The organism is Sphingomonas sp. 22176, from assembly GCF_052045505.1.
Lineage (GTDB): Bacteria > Pseudomonadota > Alphaproteobacteria > Sphingomonadales > Sphingomonadaceae > Sphingomonas.
This window is the reverse complement of the sequence record NZ_JBQEPL010000001.1, coordinates 1,173,032-1,185,681: the sequence shown is the minus strand read 5'-3', so window position 1 is coordinate 1,185,681 and position 12,650 is coordinate 1,173,032. Positions and strand designations below refer to the sequence as shown.

At 68.4% G+C, this 12,650-nt stretch carries 15 protein-coding genes; 2 read left to right on the top strand and 13 right to left on the bottom strand.

The window, feature by feature from the left end; genetic code table 11:
- Nucleotides 1-52: 52 nt before the first annotated feature.
- The gene (locus tag ACTJKY_RS05575; RefSeq protein WP_440844739.1) at nucleotides 53-943 is read left to right on the top strand and encodes a 2-hydroxyacid dehydrogenase; all 891 of its coding nucleotides are present in this window, start codon (nucleotides 53-55) and stop codon (nucleotides 941-943) included.
- Between the two features lie 44 nt (nucleotides 944-987).
- Here the strand turns inward: ACTJKY_RS05575 and ACTJKY_RS05570 are convergent, their stop codons facing one another.
- Both ACTJKY_RS05570 and ruvA read right to left on the bottom strand, forming a co-directional pair.
- Nucleotides 988-1,545 carry a DUF4337 domain-containing protein gene (locus tag ACTJKY_RS05570; protein WP_440844738.1) on the bottom strand — a complete coding sequence of 186 codons (558 nt, stop codon included), beginning with the start codon at nucleotides 1,543-1,545 and terminating at the stop codon, nucleotides 988-990.
- Between the two features lie 9 nt (nucleotides 1,546-1,554).
- A complete protein-coding gene (gene ruvA, locus ACTJKY_RS05565) occupies nucleotides 1,555-2,151 on the bottom strand; it encodes a Holliday junction branch migration protein RuvA (protein WP_440844737.1) in 597 nt (198 codons plus the stop codon).
- Nucleotides 2,152-2,316: 165 nt separating this feature from the next.
- On the opposite strand from ruvA, the gene ACTJKY_RS05560 reads away from it, so the two are divergent.
- Nucleotides 2,317-2,760 carry a hypothetical protein gene (locus ACTJKY_RS05560; protein ID WP_440844736.1) on the top strand — a complete coding sequence of 148 codons (444 nt, stop codon included), beginning with the start codon at nucleotides 2,317-2,319 and terminating at the stop codon, nucleotides 2,758-2,760.
- Nucleotides 2,761-2,763: 3 nt separating this feature from the next.
- On the opposite strand, the gene ACTJKY_RS05555 is transcribed toward ACTJKY_RS05560, so the two are convergent.
- From ACTJKY_RS05555 to topA, 11 genes are all read right to left on the bottom strand, one after another.
- Nucleotides 2,764-3,006 carry a hypothetical protein gene (locus tag ACTJKY_RS05555; protein ID WP_440844735.1) on the bottom strand — a complete coding sequence of 81 codons (243 nt, stop codon included), beginning with the start codon at nucleotides 3,004-3,006 and terminating at the stop codon, nucleotides 2,764-2,766.
- Nucleotides 3,003-3,221, bottom strand: a complete 219-nt coding sequence (locus tag ACTJKY_RS05550) for a toxin-antitoxin system HicB family antitoxin (protein WP_185743056.1) — start codon at nucleotides 3,219-3,221, stop codon at nucleotides 3,003-3,005. The genes ACTJKY_RS05555 and ACTJKY_RS05550 overlap by 4 nt, the downstream gene beginning before the upstream one ends.
- Before the next feature lie 9 nt (nucleotides 3,222-3,230).
- Nucleotides 3,231-4,136, bottom strand: a complete 906-nt coding sequence (locus ACTJKY_RS05545; RefSeq protein WP_440844734.1) for an SPFH domain-containing protein — start codon at nucleotides 4,134-4,136, stop codon at nucleotides 3,231-3,233.
- A gap of 129 nt (nucleotides 4,137-4,265) precedes the next feature.
- Complete coding sequence (pal, locus tag ACTJKY_RS05540) at nucleotides 4,266-4,778, bottom strand: peptidoglycan-associated lipoprotein Pal (protein WP_440844733.1); 513 nt, start codon at nucleotides 4,776-4,778, stop codon at nucleotides 4,266-4,268.
- 64 nt (nucleotides 4,779-4,842) lie between these two features.
- Nucleotides 4,843-6,240 carry a Tol-Pal system beta propeller repeat protein TolB gene (tolB, locus tag ACTJKY_RS05535; protein ID WP_440844732.1) on the bottom strand — a complete coding sequence of 466 codons (1,398 nt, stop codon included), beginning with the start codon at nucleotides 6,238-6,240 and terminating at the stop codon, nucleotides 4,843-4,845.
- Between the two features lie 10 nt (nucleotides 6,241-6,250).
- Complete coding sequence (locus ACTJKY_RS05530; protein WP_440844731.1) at nucleotides 6,251-7,195, bottom strand: cell envelope biogenesis protein TolA; 945 nt, start codon at nucleotides 7,193-7,195, stop codon at nucleotides 6,251-6,253.
- 13 nt (nucleotides 7,196-7,208) lie between these two features.
- Nucleotides 7,209-7,649, bottom strand: a complete 441-nt coding sequence (tolR, locus tag ACTJKY_RS05525) for a protein TolR (RefSeq protein ID WP_440844730.1) — start codon at nucleotides 7,647-7,649, stop codon at nucleotides 7,209-7,211.
- Between the two features lie 4 nt (nucleotides 7,650-7,653).
- Nucleotides 7,654-8,340, bottom strand: a complete 687-nt coding sequence (gene tolQ, locus ACTJKY_RS05520; protein ID WP_093298119.1) for a protein TolQ — start codon at nucleotides 8,338-8,340, stop codon at nucleotides 7,654-7,656.
- A gap of 6 nt (nucleotides 8,341-8,346) precedes the next feature.
- Entirely contained in the window at nucleotides 8,347-8,799 is a 453-nt protein-coding gene (locus ACTJKY_RS05515; RefSeq protein WP_440844729.1) for a YbgC/FadM family acyl-CoA thioesterase, read from the bottom strand.
- Between the two features lie 217 nt (nucleotides 8,800-9,016).
- Nucleotides 9,017-9,781 (bottom strand): exonuclease domain-containing protein, encoded by a 765-nt coding sequence (locus tag ACTJKY_RS05510; RefSeq protein WP_440844728.1) that lies wholly within the window; start codon nucleotides 9,779-9,781, stop codon nucleotides 9,017-9,019.
- A 230-nt stretch (nucleotides 9,782-10,011) separates the two neighbouring features.
- Complete coding sequence (gene topA / locus ACTJKY_RS05505) at nucleotides 10,012-12,609, bottom strand: type I DNA topoisomerase (RefSeq protein WP_440844727.1); 2,598 nt, start codon at nucleotides 12,607-12,609, stop codon at nucleotides 10,012-10,014.
- Between the last annotated feature and the right edge of the window lie 41 nt (nucleotides 12,610-12,650).

Here is a 12,650-nt window from a genome sequence, read left to right as displayed (position 1 = left end):
CGCGCAGGCGCGGGGGCTGGCCACCGGCGCTCGCAAGGCGCATCACGGCGCCATGGCCGATCTGTATCTTGCTACCGCAACATCCGACTCGCTGCGCGCCGAGCTCGCGCGCCGCTTCACCTTGCATCAGGGCGACCCGCCCGCGACCACCCGCGCGATCGTCGGCGGCGGGCAGTTGCAGCTGGATGCGGCGATGCTCGATCGGCTGCCGGCGCTGGAGATCGTCGCGATCAACGGCGTTGGCTATGACGGGCTCGATCTCGATGCGCTGCGCGCCCGCGGCGTACGGGTATCGACGACCCCCGATGTGCTGACCGATGATGTCGCGGATCTCGCCATTGGGCTGATGCTGGCGGTGCAACGCCGGATCGCCGCCAACGATGCGCTGGTGCGAAGCGGCGGCTGGAAGGCCCCGCTCGGCCGGCATGCCAGCGGCCGCCGGATCGGCATCTTCGGGATGGGCAAGATCGGCGCGGCGATCGCTGCCCGCGCGGCACCCTTCGCGCGCGAGCTTCTCTACACCGCCCGCAGCGCCAAATCGCTGCCGTGGCGCTACCTGCCCGACATCGCCAGCCTGGCGGAGGAGAGCGACGTGCTGATCCTCGCCGCCCCCGGCACCGACGCGACGACGCACATCGTCGACGCCGCGGTGCTGGACAAGCTCGGGCCCGCCGGGGTGCTGGTCAATGTCGCGCGCGGCAGCCTGGTGGACGAGGCAGCCCTGATCAACGCCCTGTGGGCAGGCACCATCGCCGGCGCCGGCCTCGACGTGTTCGCCGACGAGCCGCATGTGCCCGAGGCACTGCGCGCGATGGAGCAGGTGGTGCTCGCGCCGCATCAGGGCAGCGCGACGGAAGAAACGCGCGCAGCGATGGCCGCGCTGGTGCTCGCCAATCTCGACGCGCATTTCGCCGGCGAGCCGCTGCCGACGCCGCTGATCTAAAAGATCCTCCCCGTTCCGGGGAGGATTGAGAGGGATCGCGCCCCTCATCCCAGCAGGGTGCTCAGCACATCGGGATGGAAGCCCCAGCCGGCAAAGCCGCACAGCCCCATGAACAGCCCGAACGCGCCGAACACCCAGGCGACCATCAGCAACCAGCTGCTCTCCGCCAGTGCCGACACCGCCGCGACCGAAATCGCCGTGGCGATTGCCGCGTCGCTGGCGTCGAACTGGTCGTCATGCACGTTCAGCGCGTCGTACAGCGCCGCCTGCGCCTTGGCCTGCTCGGCGAGCTTGGGGCCCTCCGCCTTGTACTTGGCGATGTCGGCGTCGAGCCCCTTCAGCAGCGGTGCTACCTTGGCCGCATCGCTCGCCACCGCGGCGATCTGCGCGCGGCTGGTTTCGGCCAGATGCTGCTTGGTCTTGGTGGCCTGATATTCGTTCCACAGGTCGACCGAGCTCGACTGCGCCTGCTGCATCGCCTGGACGATATTGCCGTCCTTGATCCCGCCCACGCCGGTGAAGACCGAGAGAATCACCACGGTGACGGCGACGCGGCGGTTGAGGCGCTTGTCCTTGGCCTCGGCGGAGACTTCGATATCCATGACAGTCCCTTACTTCGCCGCCTTGCGCAGCGCGAGACGCACCAGCGCGTCGAGCGTCGCCGCTGGCCCGAGTTCGTCGCTGGCGGCGTTGACCGCAGCACTTGCCTCCGCGGGCTTGAAGCCAAGGTTGAGCATTGCCGACACCGCATCCGCCCCAGCCCCGCCGCTGGGTGCCGCCGCCGCGCCCACGCCGCCGAGCGCGAGCCCGCCGGCCTTGTCCTTCAGCTCGTTGACGATGCGCTGGGCGAGCTTCGGCCCCACGCCGTTCGAGCGCGCGATCGTCGCGGAATCGGCGCGGACGACGGCGGTGCGCAATTCCTCCGGCGCGAGGATCGAGAGGATGGCCAGCGCCACCTTCGCGCCCACGCCCTGCACGCTGGTCAGCAGCTTGAACCAGTCGCGCTCGTCGGCGGTGGCGAAGCCCATCAGCCGGATCGAATCCTCGCTGACCAGCATCTCGGTATGGATGGTGACCTGCTCGCCCACCGCGCCCAGCTTGTCGAGCGTCTTGGCCGAGGCGCCGACCAGATAGCCGACGCCGTTCACGTCGATCACCGCATGATCGGCGCCGCTGGACGCCAGTGCGCCGCGAAGATGGGCGATCATCGGCAGCGCTCCCGACGAAGGGAAACGGGCGGCAGCGGGGAAGCAGGCAGCAGCATGGCGGGTACATAAGCGGAACAGCGAAGCGGAGGAAGCAATTTTCGGCGCGACCGTCTGGCAATCCCGCCGCCGATCCCCAACTCACCGCAAACGGAGGGGGACTTCACGATGATCCAGGTGACGCTGCTGCTGTTCTGGTTTGCCCTGCTGGTGGCGGACGGAACGCCGATCGGCCGGACGCTGCGGCGGCTATTGGTCGAGACCCCTGCCCGCTGGTGCAACCGATGGTCGCGCGGCGAGGTGCTGCTCGTCCTGATGCTGCTTGCCGGTGCTGCCCTGATCCTGTGGCTGATGGAGGCCGAAGGGCGGCTGTTCCTGGGAATGATGGGACCAGACATCGTCGCGGGCGCCAGCATGCTCGAACTCGGCACGTTGCTCGACGTCGCGGTGACCGCGGTGACCGTGTTCGCCACGCTCCGCGTGCAGGGACTGCGGCATTGGGTGGCGGCGCGTTTCAGCCGTCACCTGCCCCGCGCGCGGCGGACCCGCCGGCCCGCACGGCCGGCTGCGAACGACGATGGCGACGGACCGGCCTTCGCCCTCGCCGCCTGAGGCTCAGGACCGCCAGCGCCAGTCGCCGTCAGTCTTCGCCCAGCTGATCCACACCAGTCCGAGCGTCAGCGGCGCCAGCAATGCCAGGAACAGCGGGTGCCGTGGCACCGCGAGGCGCAGGACCAGCCCCGTCAGCACGATGAACAGCGCCACGACAAGCCATCCCTGCCACGTCACCGGCGTGGCGCCATAGCCGAATGCCTTGGGCTTGAACCAGAAGCCCGGGCGCGCGCGATTCTCGGTCATTCCTCGTCTCCTTCCACCTGCTTGGGCGGGCGGCCGCGCTTGGGCCGCACCGGATCCGCCAGCTTCACGCCCCGCCGCGCCAGCGCCTCGCGCAGCAGGCATTCCACCTGCGCATTGACGCTGCGCAGGTCGGTCGCCGCGCTCCGCTCGATCGCGGCGTAGAGCGCCGGATCGAGGCGGAGCGGGAAAGCCTTTTTCTGCGGGGGAACGCTCACGCCACGGCCTCACTGATAGAGCGAACCGGCATTCACCACCGGCTGGGTGTCGCGCTCGCCGCACAGCACCACCATCAGGTTGGAAACCATGGCCGCACGCCGCTCGTCGTCGAGCTCCACCACGTTCTTGGCCGAGAGCTGGTCGAGCGCCAGTTCCACCATGCCCACCGCGCCTTCGACCAGCGCCTTCCGCGCGGCGACCACCGCTTGGGCCTGCTGGCGCCGCAGCATCGCCCCGGCGATCTCCTGCGCATAGGCGAGATGGGTGAAGCCGCATTCGTCGACGGTGATGCCCGCCACCGCCAGCCGCGCGATCAGCTCGGCGCGCAGCTCGCCGCCGACCTGGTCGTGGTTGCCGCGCAGCGTCACTTCCTGATGCTCGAAATCGTCATAGGGGTAGCGCGATCCGATCGTGCGCACCGCCGCCTCGATCTGGACGTTCACGAACGCCTTATAGTCGTCGACGTCGAACAGCGCCTGTGCGGTGTCGGTCACCCGCCACACCACCTGCGCCGCCATCTCGATCGGGTTGCCGCGCAGATCGTTCACCTTGATCTTGTCCGAAATCATGTTGTTGGCGCGCACCGAGACCTTGGTCTTGATCAGCCACGGCCAGGACCAGCGCAGGCCGGTGGTGCGATCGGTGCCGCGATAGTCGCCGAACAGCAGGATCGCCGCCGCCTGGTTGGGTTGGAGCAGGTAGAAGCCGCACAGCACGAAGAGGAAGACGAGCGAGGCGAGCACGATCCAGGTGGCCACCATCCCGTCCGGCAGTCGATCGATCTGCGTGAAGGCCAGCCCGCCCACGGCCAGCGCCGCCACCGCGAACAACAACATGCCGTAGCCGCTCGCCGTGCGCGCCACCGACTCGGTGCTCTGGCGCAATGCGGGTGCGGTGCTCCGTACGTCCGTCATCTTTCCCTCCTGAATTATGATATCATATTTATATCGAATCAGGAGGACGAACAAGCGGATTCGGCGGGCACGAAAAAGGCCGCCGGAGCATGTCCCCCGGCGGCCTCGATCTCCGTGCCAGGCCCGAACTCAGTTCAGCACGAGCGTCACCGCACGGCGATTCTGCGCCCAGGCGGCTTCGTCCGAACCCATCGCGACAGGGCGTTCCTTGCCGTAGCTGATCGTCGTGATGCGATCGGCCGAGACGCCCTGCGCGGCGAGATAGTTCTTCGCGGCGTTGGCGCGGCGATCGCCCAGCGCGAGGTTGTATTCGCGGGTGCCGCGCTCGTCGCAGTGCCCTTCCAGCGTGATGCGCACGTTCGGGTGCGCGACCAGCCACTTCGCCTGGCTGTCGAGGATCGTGCGCGACTGCTGGTCGACGTCATACTGGTCGAGGCCGAAGTGGATCGTGTCGCTCGTCACCTCGCGGCGGAACTGCTCGGAGAGCGGCGTCGCCTGCGTCGTCTCGCCATTGCCATAGGGCTGGCTCGGCGCCGGGGTCTCGGTCGGCGCGGGCGGCAGCTCCTTCGGCGGCTTCTTCGAGCAGGCCGCGGTGGCGATGAGCGCTACGCCGAGCATCAGACTGGGAACGAGCTTGGTCATGAAATCCTCCTTGTCACTGGTCGCGCATGCCGCGCATTCGTTACGCTAGAGTTTCTACTTGGTATCAGGGACGCACGGCACCCCAATTTGGATCCGAGCCGTCGAGCGGCGTCGGCACTTTTCGCGTTGCGCGGCCGGTGAGGTCGACCGTCCACAGGTCGGGGCGCCCCGATCCCTGCGCGGAGCGGAAGAAGATGATGACGCGGCCATTGGGCGCCCAGCTCGGGCCTTCGTCGCCCCAGCTGTTGGTGAGCAGCTGCTCGCCGCCGCCCGAGGGGTTCATCACGCCGATGCGGAACGCGCCGCCGCCCATGCGGGTGAATGCGATCTGGTCCCCGCGCGGGCTCCACGCCGGCGCCGCATAGCGCCCGCCGCCGAAGCTGATCCGGTGCTGGTTGGAGCCGTCCGCATTCATCACATAGAGCTGCTGGGTGCCGCCGCGATCGCTTTCGAACACGATCTTGGAGCCGTCGGGCGAGTAGGACCCGCCCGTATCGATGCCCGGCGAGGTGGTCAGCCGCTGCGGGGTGCCGCCGCTAGCCGGCACGCGATAGATGTCGGTATTGCCGCCCACCGCCATCGAGAACACCACCCAGCGCGCATCCGGCGACCAGTGCGGCGCGAAGTTGAGCGCCACGTTGGCGACCAGGGTGCGGTCCTGGCGCGAGGCCAGATCGTAGATGTGGATCGACGGGCGGTCGCGCTCGAAGCTCATGTAGAGGATCGCATTGAGCTTGGGGCTGAGGCGCGGGGTCAGCACGATCGACTGGCCGTTGGTGAGGAAGCGGTGGTTCGCGCCGTCCTGATCCATGATCGCCAGCTGCTTGCGGCGGTGGTTCTTGGGGCCGCTCTCGGCGATATAGACGACCTGCGTATCGAAATAGGGGCCTTCGCCGGTCAGCCGCGAATAGATCGCATCGGCGCACTTGTGGCCCGCACGGCGCCATTCGCCCGGCGAGACGACGAAGCCCTGCCGAATCAGCTCCACCTTGGAAGAGACGTCGTACAGATAGCAGCCGACCGTCAGCGTGCCGTTGGAATTGGCGCGGACATAGCCCTGCACCAGCGACTGCGCGCCGGTGCCGCCCCAATAGTCATAGGCGGGCGCGGTCACCTCGGGGAAGGAAACGGTGCGCAGCTGCGCCGGCGGCACCGGCGTGAACAGCCCCGAGCCGCGCAGATCGTTGGTGATGATGTCGGCGAGCTTCTGGCCGAGCACGTCGGTCGAGCCGGCGGGCGTGTCCATCACCGCCGAAGTCGGCATCGCAGGGATGGCGATCGGCATCGGCGCGGAGATGCCGCCGACGATGTCGATCACCGGCTGCGCGCCGCCCTGCTGCGCCGGCTGCGCTGCCTGGGCCTGCGCCTCGGGGCTGTTGGCGATCGGCGGCGGCGGAGTCGTCTGGGCGTGCGCGGTGGCCGCGAGGCAGACCGTCGCAAGGGCCGCAATCTTCAGTTTCATCGCTTCATCCTCATCCAGGCAGCTTGTAGCTGAACGCCAGGCTCTTCCAGCCGCTCGGCACGGCGTAGAGATTGGCGGGCAGCCCGTGGATCGGCGTGCAGCCCTTGAAGGTGGCGATCGCCAGGTCCTTCACTCGCTCCACATACCGACCATTGGTCGCATCGTTCCCCTGTATGCCGGTAATGTCCGGATCGCCCGCCAGCGAGCCATCCGGATTGAAGTTTACCCGCAGCAGCACGCGGATGCGCTCGGCGCCGGGCCCGGGGGTGACCTGGCGGTTGGCGCAGGGCTGGATCTGCCGTGCGATCACGCCGCGGAAGCTGGCCACGTCCTGGGCCGAAGCCTTGCTGCCGGGGTTCTGCAGCGCGGTGCTGTTGGTCTTGTTGTTCGAGCGGCCGAGATCGAGCCCGGCCAGGTTGCCGGTCGGCTTCACCGGGCGACGCTCGCTGCCCGTCGCCGCGCTGTGCGACGGCGCGTTGCTAGGCTTGGCAGGCGCAGCCTTGGACGGCGGCGCCGGCTTCGCCGGCTTGGCGGGCTTGGCCGGTTGCGGCTTTTCGGCAGGCGCCGGCTTGGGCTTGGGCTGCGGCTTCTCCGCCGGCGCGGGCTTTGGCTTGGGCTCAGGCTTGGGCGGCTGCGGCTTGGGCTGCGGGGCCGGCTGGGGCTGTGGCGGCGCGGGCTGCGGCTTGGGTTGCGGCTGCGGTTCCGGGGAGGGCGGCGGCGCGGCCTCGGGCTCGACCGGCGCCTCGACCGGCGACTTCTTGGCCGCCAGTTCCTCCTGGCTCGGCACCGGCGCGCTGCTTTCCAGCCCCACCTTGTCGGCGAGCGAGATGTCGATCGGAATCGCCTTGGGCGGCTCCTGCGGCGGCGTCTTCGCGAAGCTGAGCGCCAGCGCGGCGAACACCGCGGCATGCGCCACGATGGAAACGCCGAGCCCGATCCGCTCGCTACGGTCCATGGTCTCGCTCACTTCAGCGCTGGTCGCTCGGTTCGGTGAGCAGCGACACCTTGTTGAGGCCGGCCTGGTTGAGCTCGCCCATCACCCGCATCACCTTGCCGTAACCCAGCGCCGTATCGCCGCGCAGATAGATGGCGGCGGGCTTGCCGTCGGGGCCCTTCTTGGCCGCGATCGCTTCCAGCTTGGCCGGCAGCTCGGCATCGCTCACCGCATCATTGTCGATGAACACCTGGCCCTTGTCGTCGATCGAGATCTGGACGGGCTTCTGCTCCTGGTCGAGCGCCTTGGCGCGGCTCTCGGGCAGGTTCACCTGCACGCCGGCGGTGAGCAGCGGCGCGGTGACCATGAAGATGATCAGCAGCACGAGCATCACGTCGACGAGCGGCGTGACGTTGATCTCGGCCATTGGCGTGCGGCGGCCGCGGCCTTTGCCGGAAGGGAGGTGCATGCCCATCGGCTTAGCCCTCCATCTCCAGGCGACGGCTGAGCGTCGCGTGGAAGCCGTCGGCGAAGCGATTGAGCCGCGCCTCGACGCGGTTCACGGCATGGCTGTAGCGGTTGTACGCGATCACCGCCGGGATGGCGGCGAACAGACCGATCGCGGTGGCGAACAGCGCCTCGGCAATGCCCGGCGCGACGACGGCGAGCGACGAGCTCTGCGCCGCGGCGATGCCGGTGAAGCTGCGCATGATGCCCCACACGGTGCCGAACAGGCCCACGAACGGCGCGACTGAACCCACGGTGGCGAGGAAGTTCAGACGATCCGAGAGGCGGTCGATCTCCATCGCGACGGTGGCGCCCATCGCGGTGGCGAGGCGCTCGCGCGTGCCTTCGCGGTCGATCGTCTTGCCCGCGGTCGAGCGGCGCCATTCGCTGACGCCTGCCGCGAACACGCGCGCGATCGGCTGGTCGCGGCCGGCAGCGCGGCGGTGGAACTCGTCGAAGTCATCGGCCTCGCGATATTCGGTCTCGAAGCGCTGCATCTCCTTGCGCAGGCCGCTGACCTTCAGCGCGAAGCCGACGATGATCGTCCAGGTCCACAGGCTGGCGAGCAGCAGGCCGATCATGACCAGCTTCACGACGATGTCGGCTTCCAGGAACAGATGGATCGGCGACAGGACGGCACCGGTTGAGACGGACGGCATGGGCGCTTAACTTTCCTTCCACACGAGCGGTTCAAACGCGGCCAGCCACTCGGCCGGCTGCCGCCGCGGGCGACCGCCGGGAGCGACGAACGCCACCTCCACGGTTGCGTCGGCGACTATGGTTTCGTCCCGCATGACTCGTTGCTGAATAGTGACGACGGCGGCGCGCAATCGGATCAGTCTGCTCACAACCACCAGCGTGTCGCCGAGTTTCGCCGGCGCGCGGTAGCGGATGTCGAGCCCGGCGACCGCATAGGCCCCGCCGCCCGCCTCGAACACCGCGCGCTGGTCGATGCCCGCGCGATCGAGCATGTCCGACCGGGCACGTTCCATGTAGCGCAGGTAATTGGCATGATAGACGACGCCGGTGAGATCGGTGTCCTCAAAATAGACGCGCAGCGCAAAGCGGTGCTCACGGCCGTCGAGCCGGCCGGCAGGGGCTTGGTCGCTGCGGGTCATCGCCTGGCCTCCTAGCGGAGGGGATGCCCTAGCGGAACCCCAAAGGGGCCAACCTTTCGCAGGTGGGAGCCTCTTTCAATCCTCCCCTGCAAGGGGAGGTGGCGCGCGTAGCGCGACGGAGGGGTGTAACCGGCGGTGGAGTGTATTGCCCTACAGCGGGGACACCCCTCCACCACCGCCTTCGGCGGCGGTCCCCCTCCCCCTCCGGGGGAGGATCTTAGAACAGCAGCCGCTGCGTCGAACTCCCCCGCCCCACGGGCGCGCCGCCGCGCCTGCGCGACAGCTCGGTCTCGGCGGTAAACCGAACATCCTCGTCGCGATCGGTGAGGAAGCCTTCGAGCGAATCGTCGGAGATCTCGCTCCATTCCTTGCCGCGATCGGGGCCGTAGCGGACGCGCGGCAGCAGCCCCGGCTGGCTGGACCATTCGATCAGCTGCGCCACGCTCGCCTCGTTGAGCATGTCGCGCAGGTGAAACGCGGTGACATAGGCGTCCGGAAAGGCGCGGTGCGCGGGCAGGCCGCGCTCATGCTCCATACCCTCGGGGCGACGCCAGTAGCGCAGCATCTGGTTGGAGAAGCCGGGGCTGTCCGGCCACAGCCGCAGCGCGCATTTCCAGGTGCAGATCCAGTCGGCGCCGCGGGTGAGCGCGGGCGTGCAGAACTGCTCCTCGAAGGTGGCACGGTGCGCTGCAAGCGCGACGCGGCGCGGCCAGGGATCGAGGATCGGACGGGCGACGTCGTGCCAATAGGGCGCGTCGGCCACATCCTCGTCGCGGATATGGTGGATCGCCATGGTCAGCGGCGGGATGCCGCGGCCGGGATTGACGAGGCGGTTGCCGCCCTCGCCCTGCAGTTCCCAACGGCCGTCGGCGCCCAGCGCTACATCCTGCCAGCCGATCTCGCAGACGGCGTGCAGGGGCGGTTTGTCGCCGGTGGTCTCAAGGTCGATGACGCGGATGATCGAAGGAGGTGGCAGAGCCATGCTCGCGATGTGGGGGCTTTTCGGGCGAAATGCCAGCCGAAAGCGTGTCAGCTTCTCAAGCCCCGAGCCTCATCGCCTTCGCTCCCCTCCCGCTTGCGGGAGGGGTCGGGGGAGGGTGTGAGAGGCTAGCGGGCGCCGCCGGTGAAGAAAGAACCTCCACGTCGCACCCTCCCCTAGCCCCTCCCGCAAGCGGGAGGGGAATTTTGCGGCAGGGCTTAAGGTACGAAGCCTTACTCCGCCGCCTTCTTCTTCGCCGGCGCCTTCTTGGCGGCAGGCTTCTTGGCCGCAGTGGCCTTCTCGCCCGCCGCAGCCTTGGCCGCCGGCTTCTTCGCCGCAGCCTTCTTCGCCGGCGCCTTCTTCTTCGCCTTGCCCTTGGCCGGACCCTGCGCCGCCTTGGCGTCGATCAGCTGGGCGGCTTCCTCCAGGGTCAGCGCGTCCTTGTCGATCGTCTTGGGCAGCGTAGCGTTGGTTTCGCCGTCGGTGAGGTAGGCGCCGTAGCGGCCTTCCATCAGCTTGATCTCGGCGTCGGTGCGCGGATGCTTGCCGAAGACCTTCAGCGGCTCCCGCGCCGCGCCGCGCGCCGGGCGACCGCCACCCGCCGCCGCTTCGGCCAGCTTGACCACTGCCGCGTTCATGCCGGTCTCGAACACCTCGGCGGTCGACTGCAGCCGGGCGTACTTGCCGTCATGCGCCAGATACGGGCCATAGCGGCCGATCGAAGCGGTGATCGGATTGCCCGTCTCGGGATGGTTGCCGATCGTGCGCGGCAGCTTCAGCAGCTTGAGCGCCCATTCGAGATCGAGATCGACGTCCTTGGGAATCGACGCGCGCGCGGCATCCTTGCCCTCGCCGAGCTGGATATACGGCCCGAACCGGCCCGACTTGCGCTCGACATTGAGCCCCGTCTCGGGGTCCTGCCCCAGCACTTCCGGCCCGGTGTCCTCAGACCCTTCGCCGCCCGGCTGGCCGAAGCGCCGCGTGTACTTGCACTCGGGATAGTTGGAGCACGCCACGAACGCACCGAATCGGCCACCGCGCAGCGCCAGCTTGCCGACGCCGCAATTCGGGCAGAGCCGCGGGTCGCTGCCGTCCGCCTTGGCGGGGAACAGATACGGCTCGAGAAACTGGTCGAGCGCCGCGGTGATGTCGGAGGGCTTCTGCTCCATCACCTCGGTGGTGCGCGGCTTGAAGTCGCGCCAGAAGGCTTCCAGCACCGCCTGCCAGGCGGCACGACCGCCGGAGACGTCGTCCAGCTCCTCCTCCAGCTCCGCGGTGAAGTCGAACGACACGTACTTCTCGAAGAAGCGCTCGAGGAACGCGGTCAGCAGGCGGCCGCTCTCCTCGGCGAAGAAGCGGTTCTTCTCCACCCGCACATAGGCGCGGTCCTTGAGCACCTGGATGATCGAGGCATAGGTCGACGGGCGACCGATGCCGAGCTCTTCCAGCCGCTTGACCAGCGAGGCTTCGGAGAAGCGCGGCGGCGGCTGGGTGAAGTGCTGCTCGGCGCTGACCGCCTTCTTGGCGGGCGACGCGCCTTCGGACATGCGCGGCAGGCGGCGGCTGTCCTCGTCGCCCTCGTCGTCCTTGCCCTCTTCGTAGAGCGCGAGATAGCCGGGGAACAGCACCACCTGGCCGGTAGCGCGCAGGCCGTGCTGGCCGGTGCCGTCCGCCAGATCGACCGTCGTGCGCTCCATCCGCGCCGAGGCCATCTGGCCGGCGAGCGCGCGCTTCCAGATCAGGTCATAGAGCTTGGCATGGTCGCCCGAGCCGGCCCGGTCCTTGCCGAAATCGGTCGGGCGGATTGCCTCGTGGGCTTCCTGGGCGTTCTTCGCCTTGGTCTGGTACTGGCGCGGCTTGTCCGGCACGTAGCTGCCGTCATAGCGATCGGCCACCGCCTTGCGCGCCGCCTGGATCGCCGAGGGGTCCATCTGGACACCGTCGGTACGCATATAGGTGATCGCGCCGTCCTCGTAGAGCGCCTGCGCGATCCGCATGGTGTGGCTGGCCGAGAAGCCGAGCTTGCGCGCCGCTTCCTGCTGCAGGGTCGAGGTGGTGAAGGGCGGCGGCGGGTTGCGCGACGCCGGCTTGGTCTCGACCGCGACCACGGTGAAGCGGCCTTCCTCGACCGCCTGCTTGGCGGCCTCGGCGCTGCCCTGGTCGCCGATCGAGAGCCGGTCGATCTTCTCGCCCTTCCACTTGACGAGGCGGGCCTGGAACGGCGTGCCGTCCGATTCCATATCGGCGATGACCGACCAATATTCCTGCGCGACGAAGCTTTCGATCTCGCGCTCGCGTCCGACGATCAGCCGCAGCGCCACCGACTGGACGCGACCGGCCGACTTGGCGCCGGGCAGCTTGCGCCACAGCACCGGCGAGAGCGTGAAGCCCACCAGATAGTCCAGCGCGCGCCGGGCTCGATAGGCGTCGATCAGGTCGGTATCCAGCTCGCGCGGATGCTGCATCGCGTGGAGGATCGCCGGCTTGGTGATCGCGTTGAAGGTGACGCGCTCGACCTCCTTGGGGAGCGCCTTCTTCAGCCGCAGCACTTCCTGGACGTGCCAGCTGATCGCCTCGCCTTCGCGATCAGGGTCGGTCGCGAGGATCAGGCGATCGGCCTTCTTGGCCTCGTCGGTGATCGCCTTCAGCTGCTTCGACTTGTCCGCATAGGTCTCCCATTCCATCGCGAACGATTCTTCGGGGTTCACCGACCCGTCGCGGGCTGGCAGATCGCGGACATGGCCATAGCTGGCCAGGACGCGGTAATCCTTGCCGAGATACTTCTCGATGGTTTTCGCCTTGGCGGGCGACTCGACGATGACAAGCTGCATGAGGTGTTCGATCGATCCCTACGTGTACGCGTGTAAGGTGG

What these genes read in the sequence shown, in the direction of transcription:
- tolQ (WP_093298119.1), bottom strand. Translation starts at nt 8,340, where the DNA reads ATGCCGTCCGTCTCAACCGGTGCCGTCCTGTCGCCGATCCATCTGTTC.
- topA (WP_440844727.1), bottom strand. Translation starts at nt 12,609, where the DNA reads ATGCAGCTTGTCATCGTCGAGTCGCCCGCCAAGGCGAAAACCATCGAG.
- ACTJKY_RS05530 (WP_440844731.1), bottom strand. Translation starts at nt 7,195, where the DNA reads ATGGACCGTAGCGAGCGGATCGGGCTCGGCGTTTCCATCGTGGCGCAT.
- ACTJKY_RS05575 (WP_440844739.1), top strand. Translation starts at nt 53, where the DNA reads ATGGCCGATCTGTATCTTGCTACCGCAACATCCGACTCGCTGCGCGCC.
- ACTJKY_RS05515 (WP_440844729.1), bottom strand. Translation starts at nt 8,799, where the DNA reads ATGACCCGCAGCGACCAAGCCCCTGCCGGCCGGCTCGACGGCCGTGAG.
- tolB (WP_440844732.1), bottom strand. Translation starts at nt 6,240, where the DNA reads ATGAAACTGAAGATTGCGGCCCTTGCGACGGTCTGCCTCGCGGCCACC.
- ACTJKY_RS05510 (WP_440844728.1), bottom strand. Translation starts at nt 9,781, where the DNA reads ATGGCTCTGCCACCTCCTTCGATCATCCGCGTCATCGACCTTGAGACC.
- ACTJKY_RS05560 (WP_440844736.1), top strand. Translation starts at nt 2,317, where the DNA reads ATGATCCAGGTGACGCTGCTGCTGTTCTGGTTTGCCCTGCTGGTGGCG.
- ACTJKY_RS05545 (WP_440844734.1), bottom strand. Translation starts at nt 4,136, where the DNA reads ATGACGGACGTACGGAGCACCGCACCCGCATTGCGCCAGAGCACCGAG.
- ACTJKY_RS05570 (WP_440844738.1), bottom strand. Translation starts at nt 1,545, where the DNA reads ATGGATATCGAAGTCTCCGCCGAGGCCAAGGACAAGCGCCTCAACCGC.
- ACTJKY_RS05555 (WP_440844735.1), bottom strand. Translation starts at nt 3,006, where the DNA reads ATGACCGAGAATCGCGCGCGCCCGGGCTTCTGGTTCAAGCCCAAGGCA.
- pal (WP_440844733.1), bottom strand. Translation starts at nt 4,778, where the DNA reads ATGACCAAGCTCGTTCCCAGTCTGATGCTCGGCGTAGCGCTCATCGCC.
- ruvA (WP_440844737.1), bottom strand. Translation starts at nt 2,151, where the DNA reads ATGATCGCCCATCTTCGCGGCGCACTGGCGTCCAGCGGCGCCGATCAT.
- tolR (WP_440844730.1), bottom strand. Translation starts at nt 7,649, where the DNA reads ATGGGCATGCACCTCCCTTCCGGCAAAGGCCGCGGCCGCCGCACGCCA.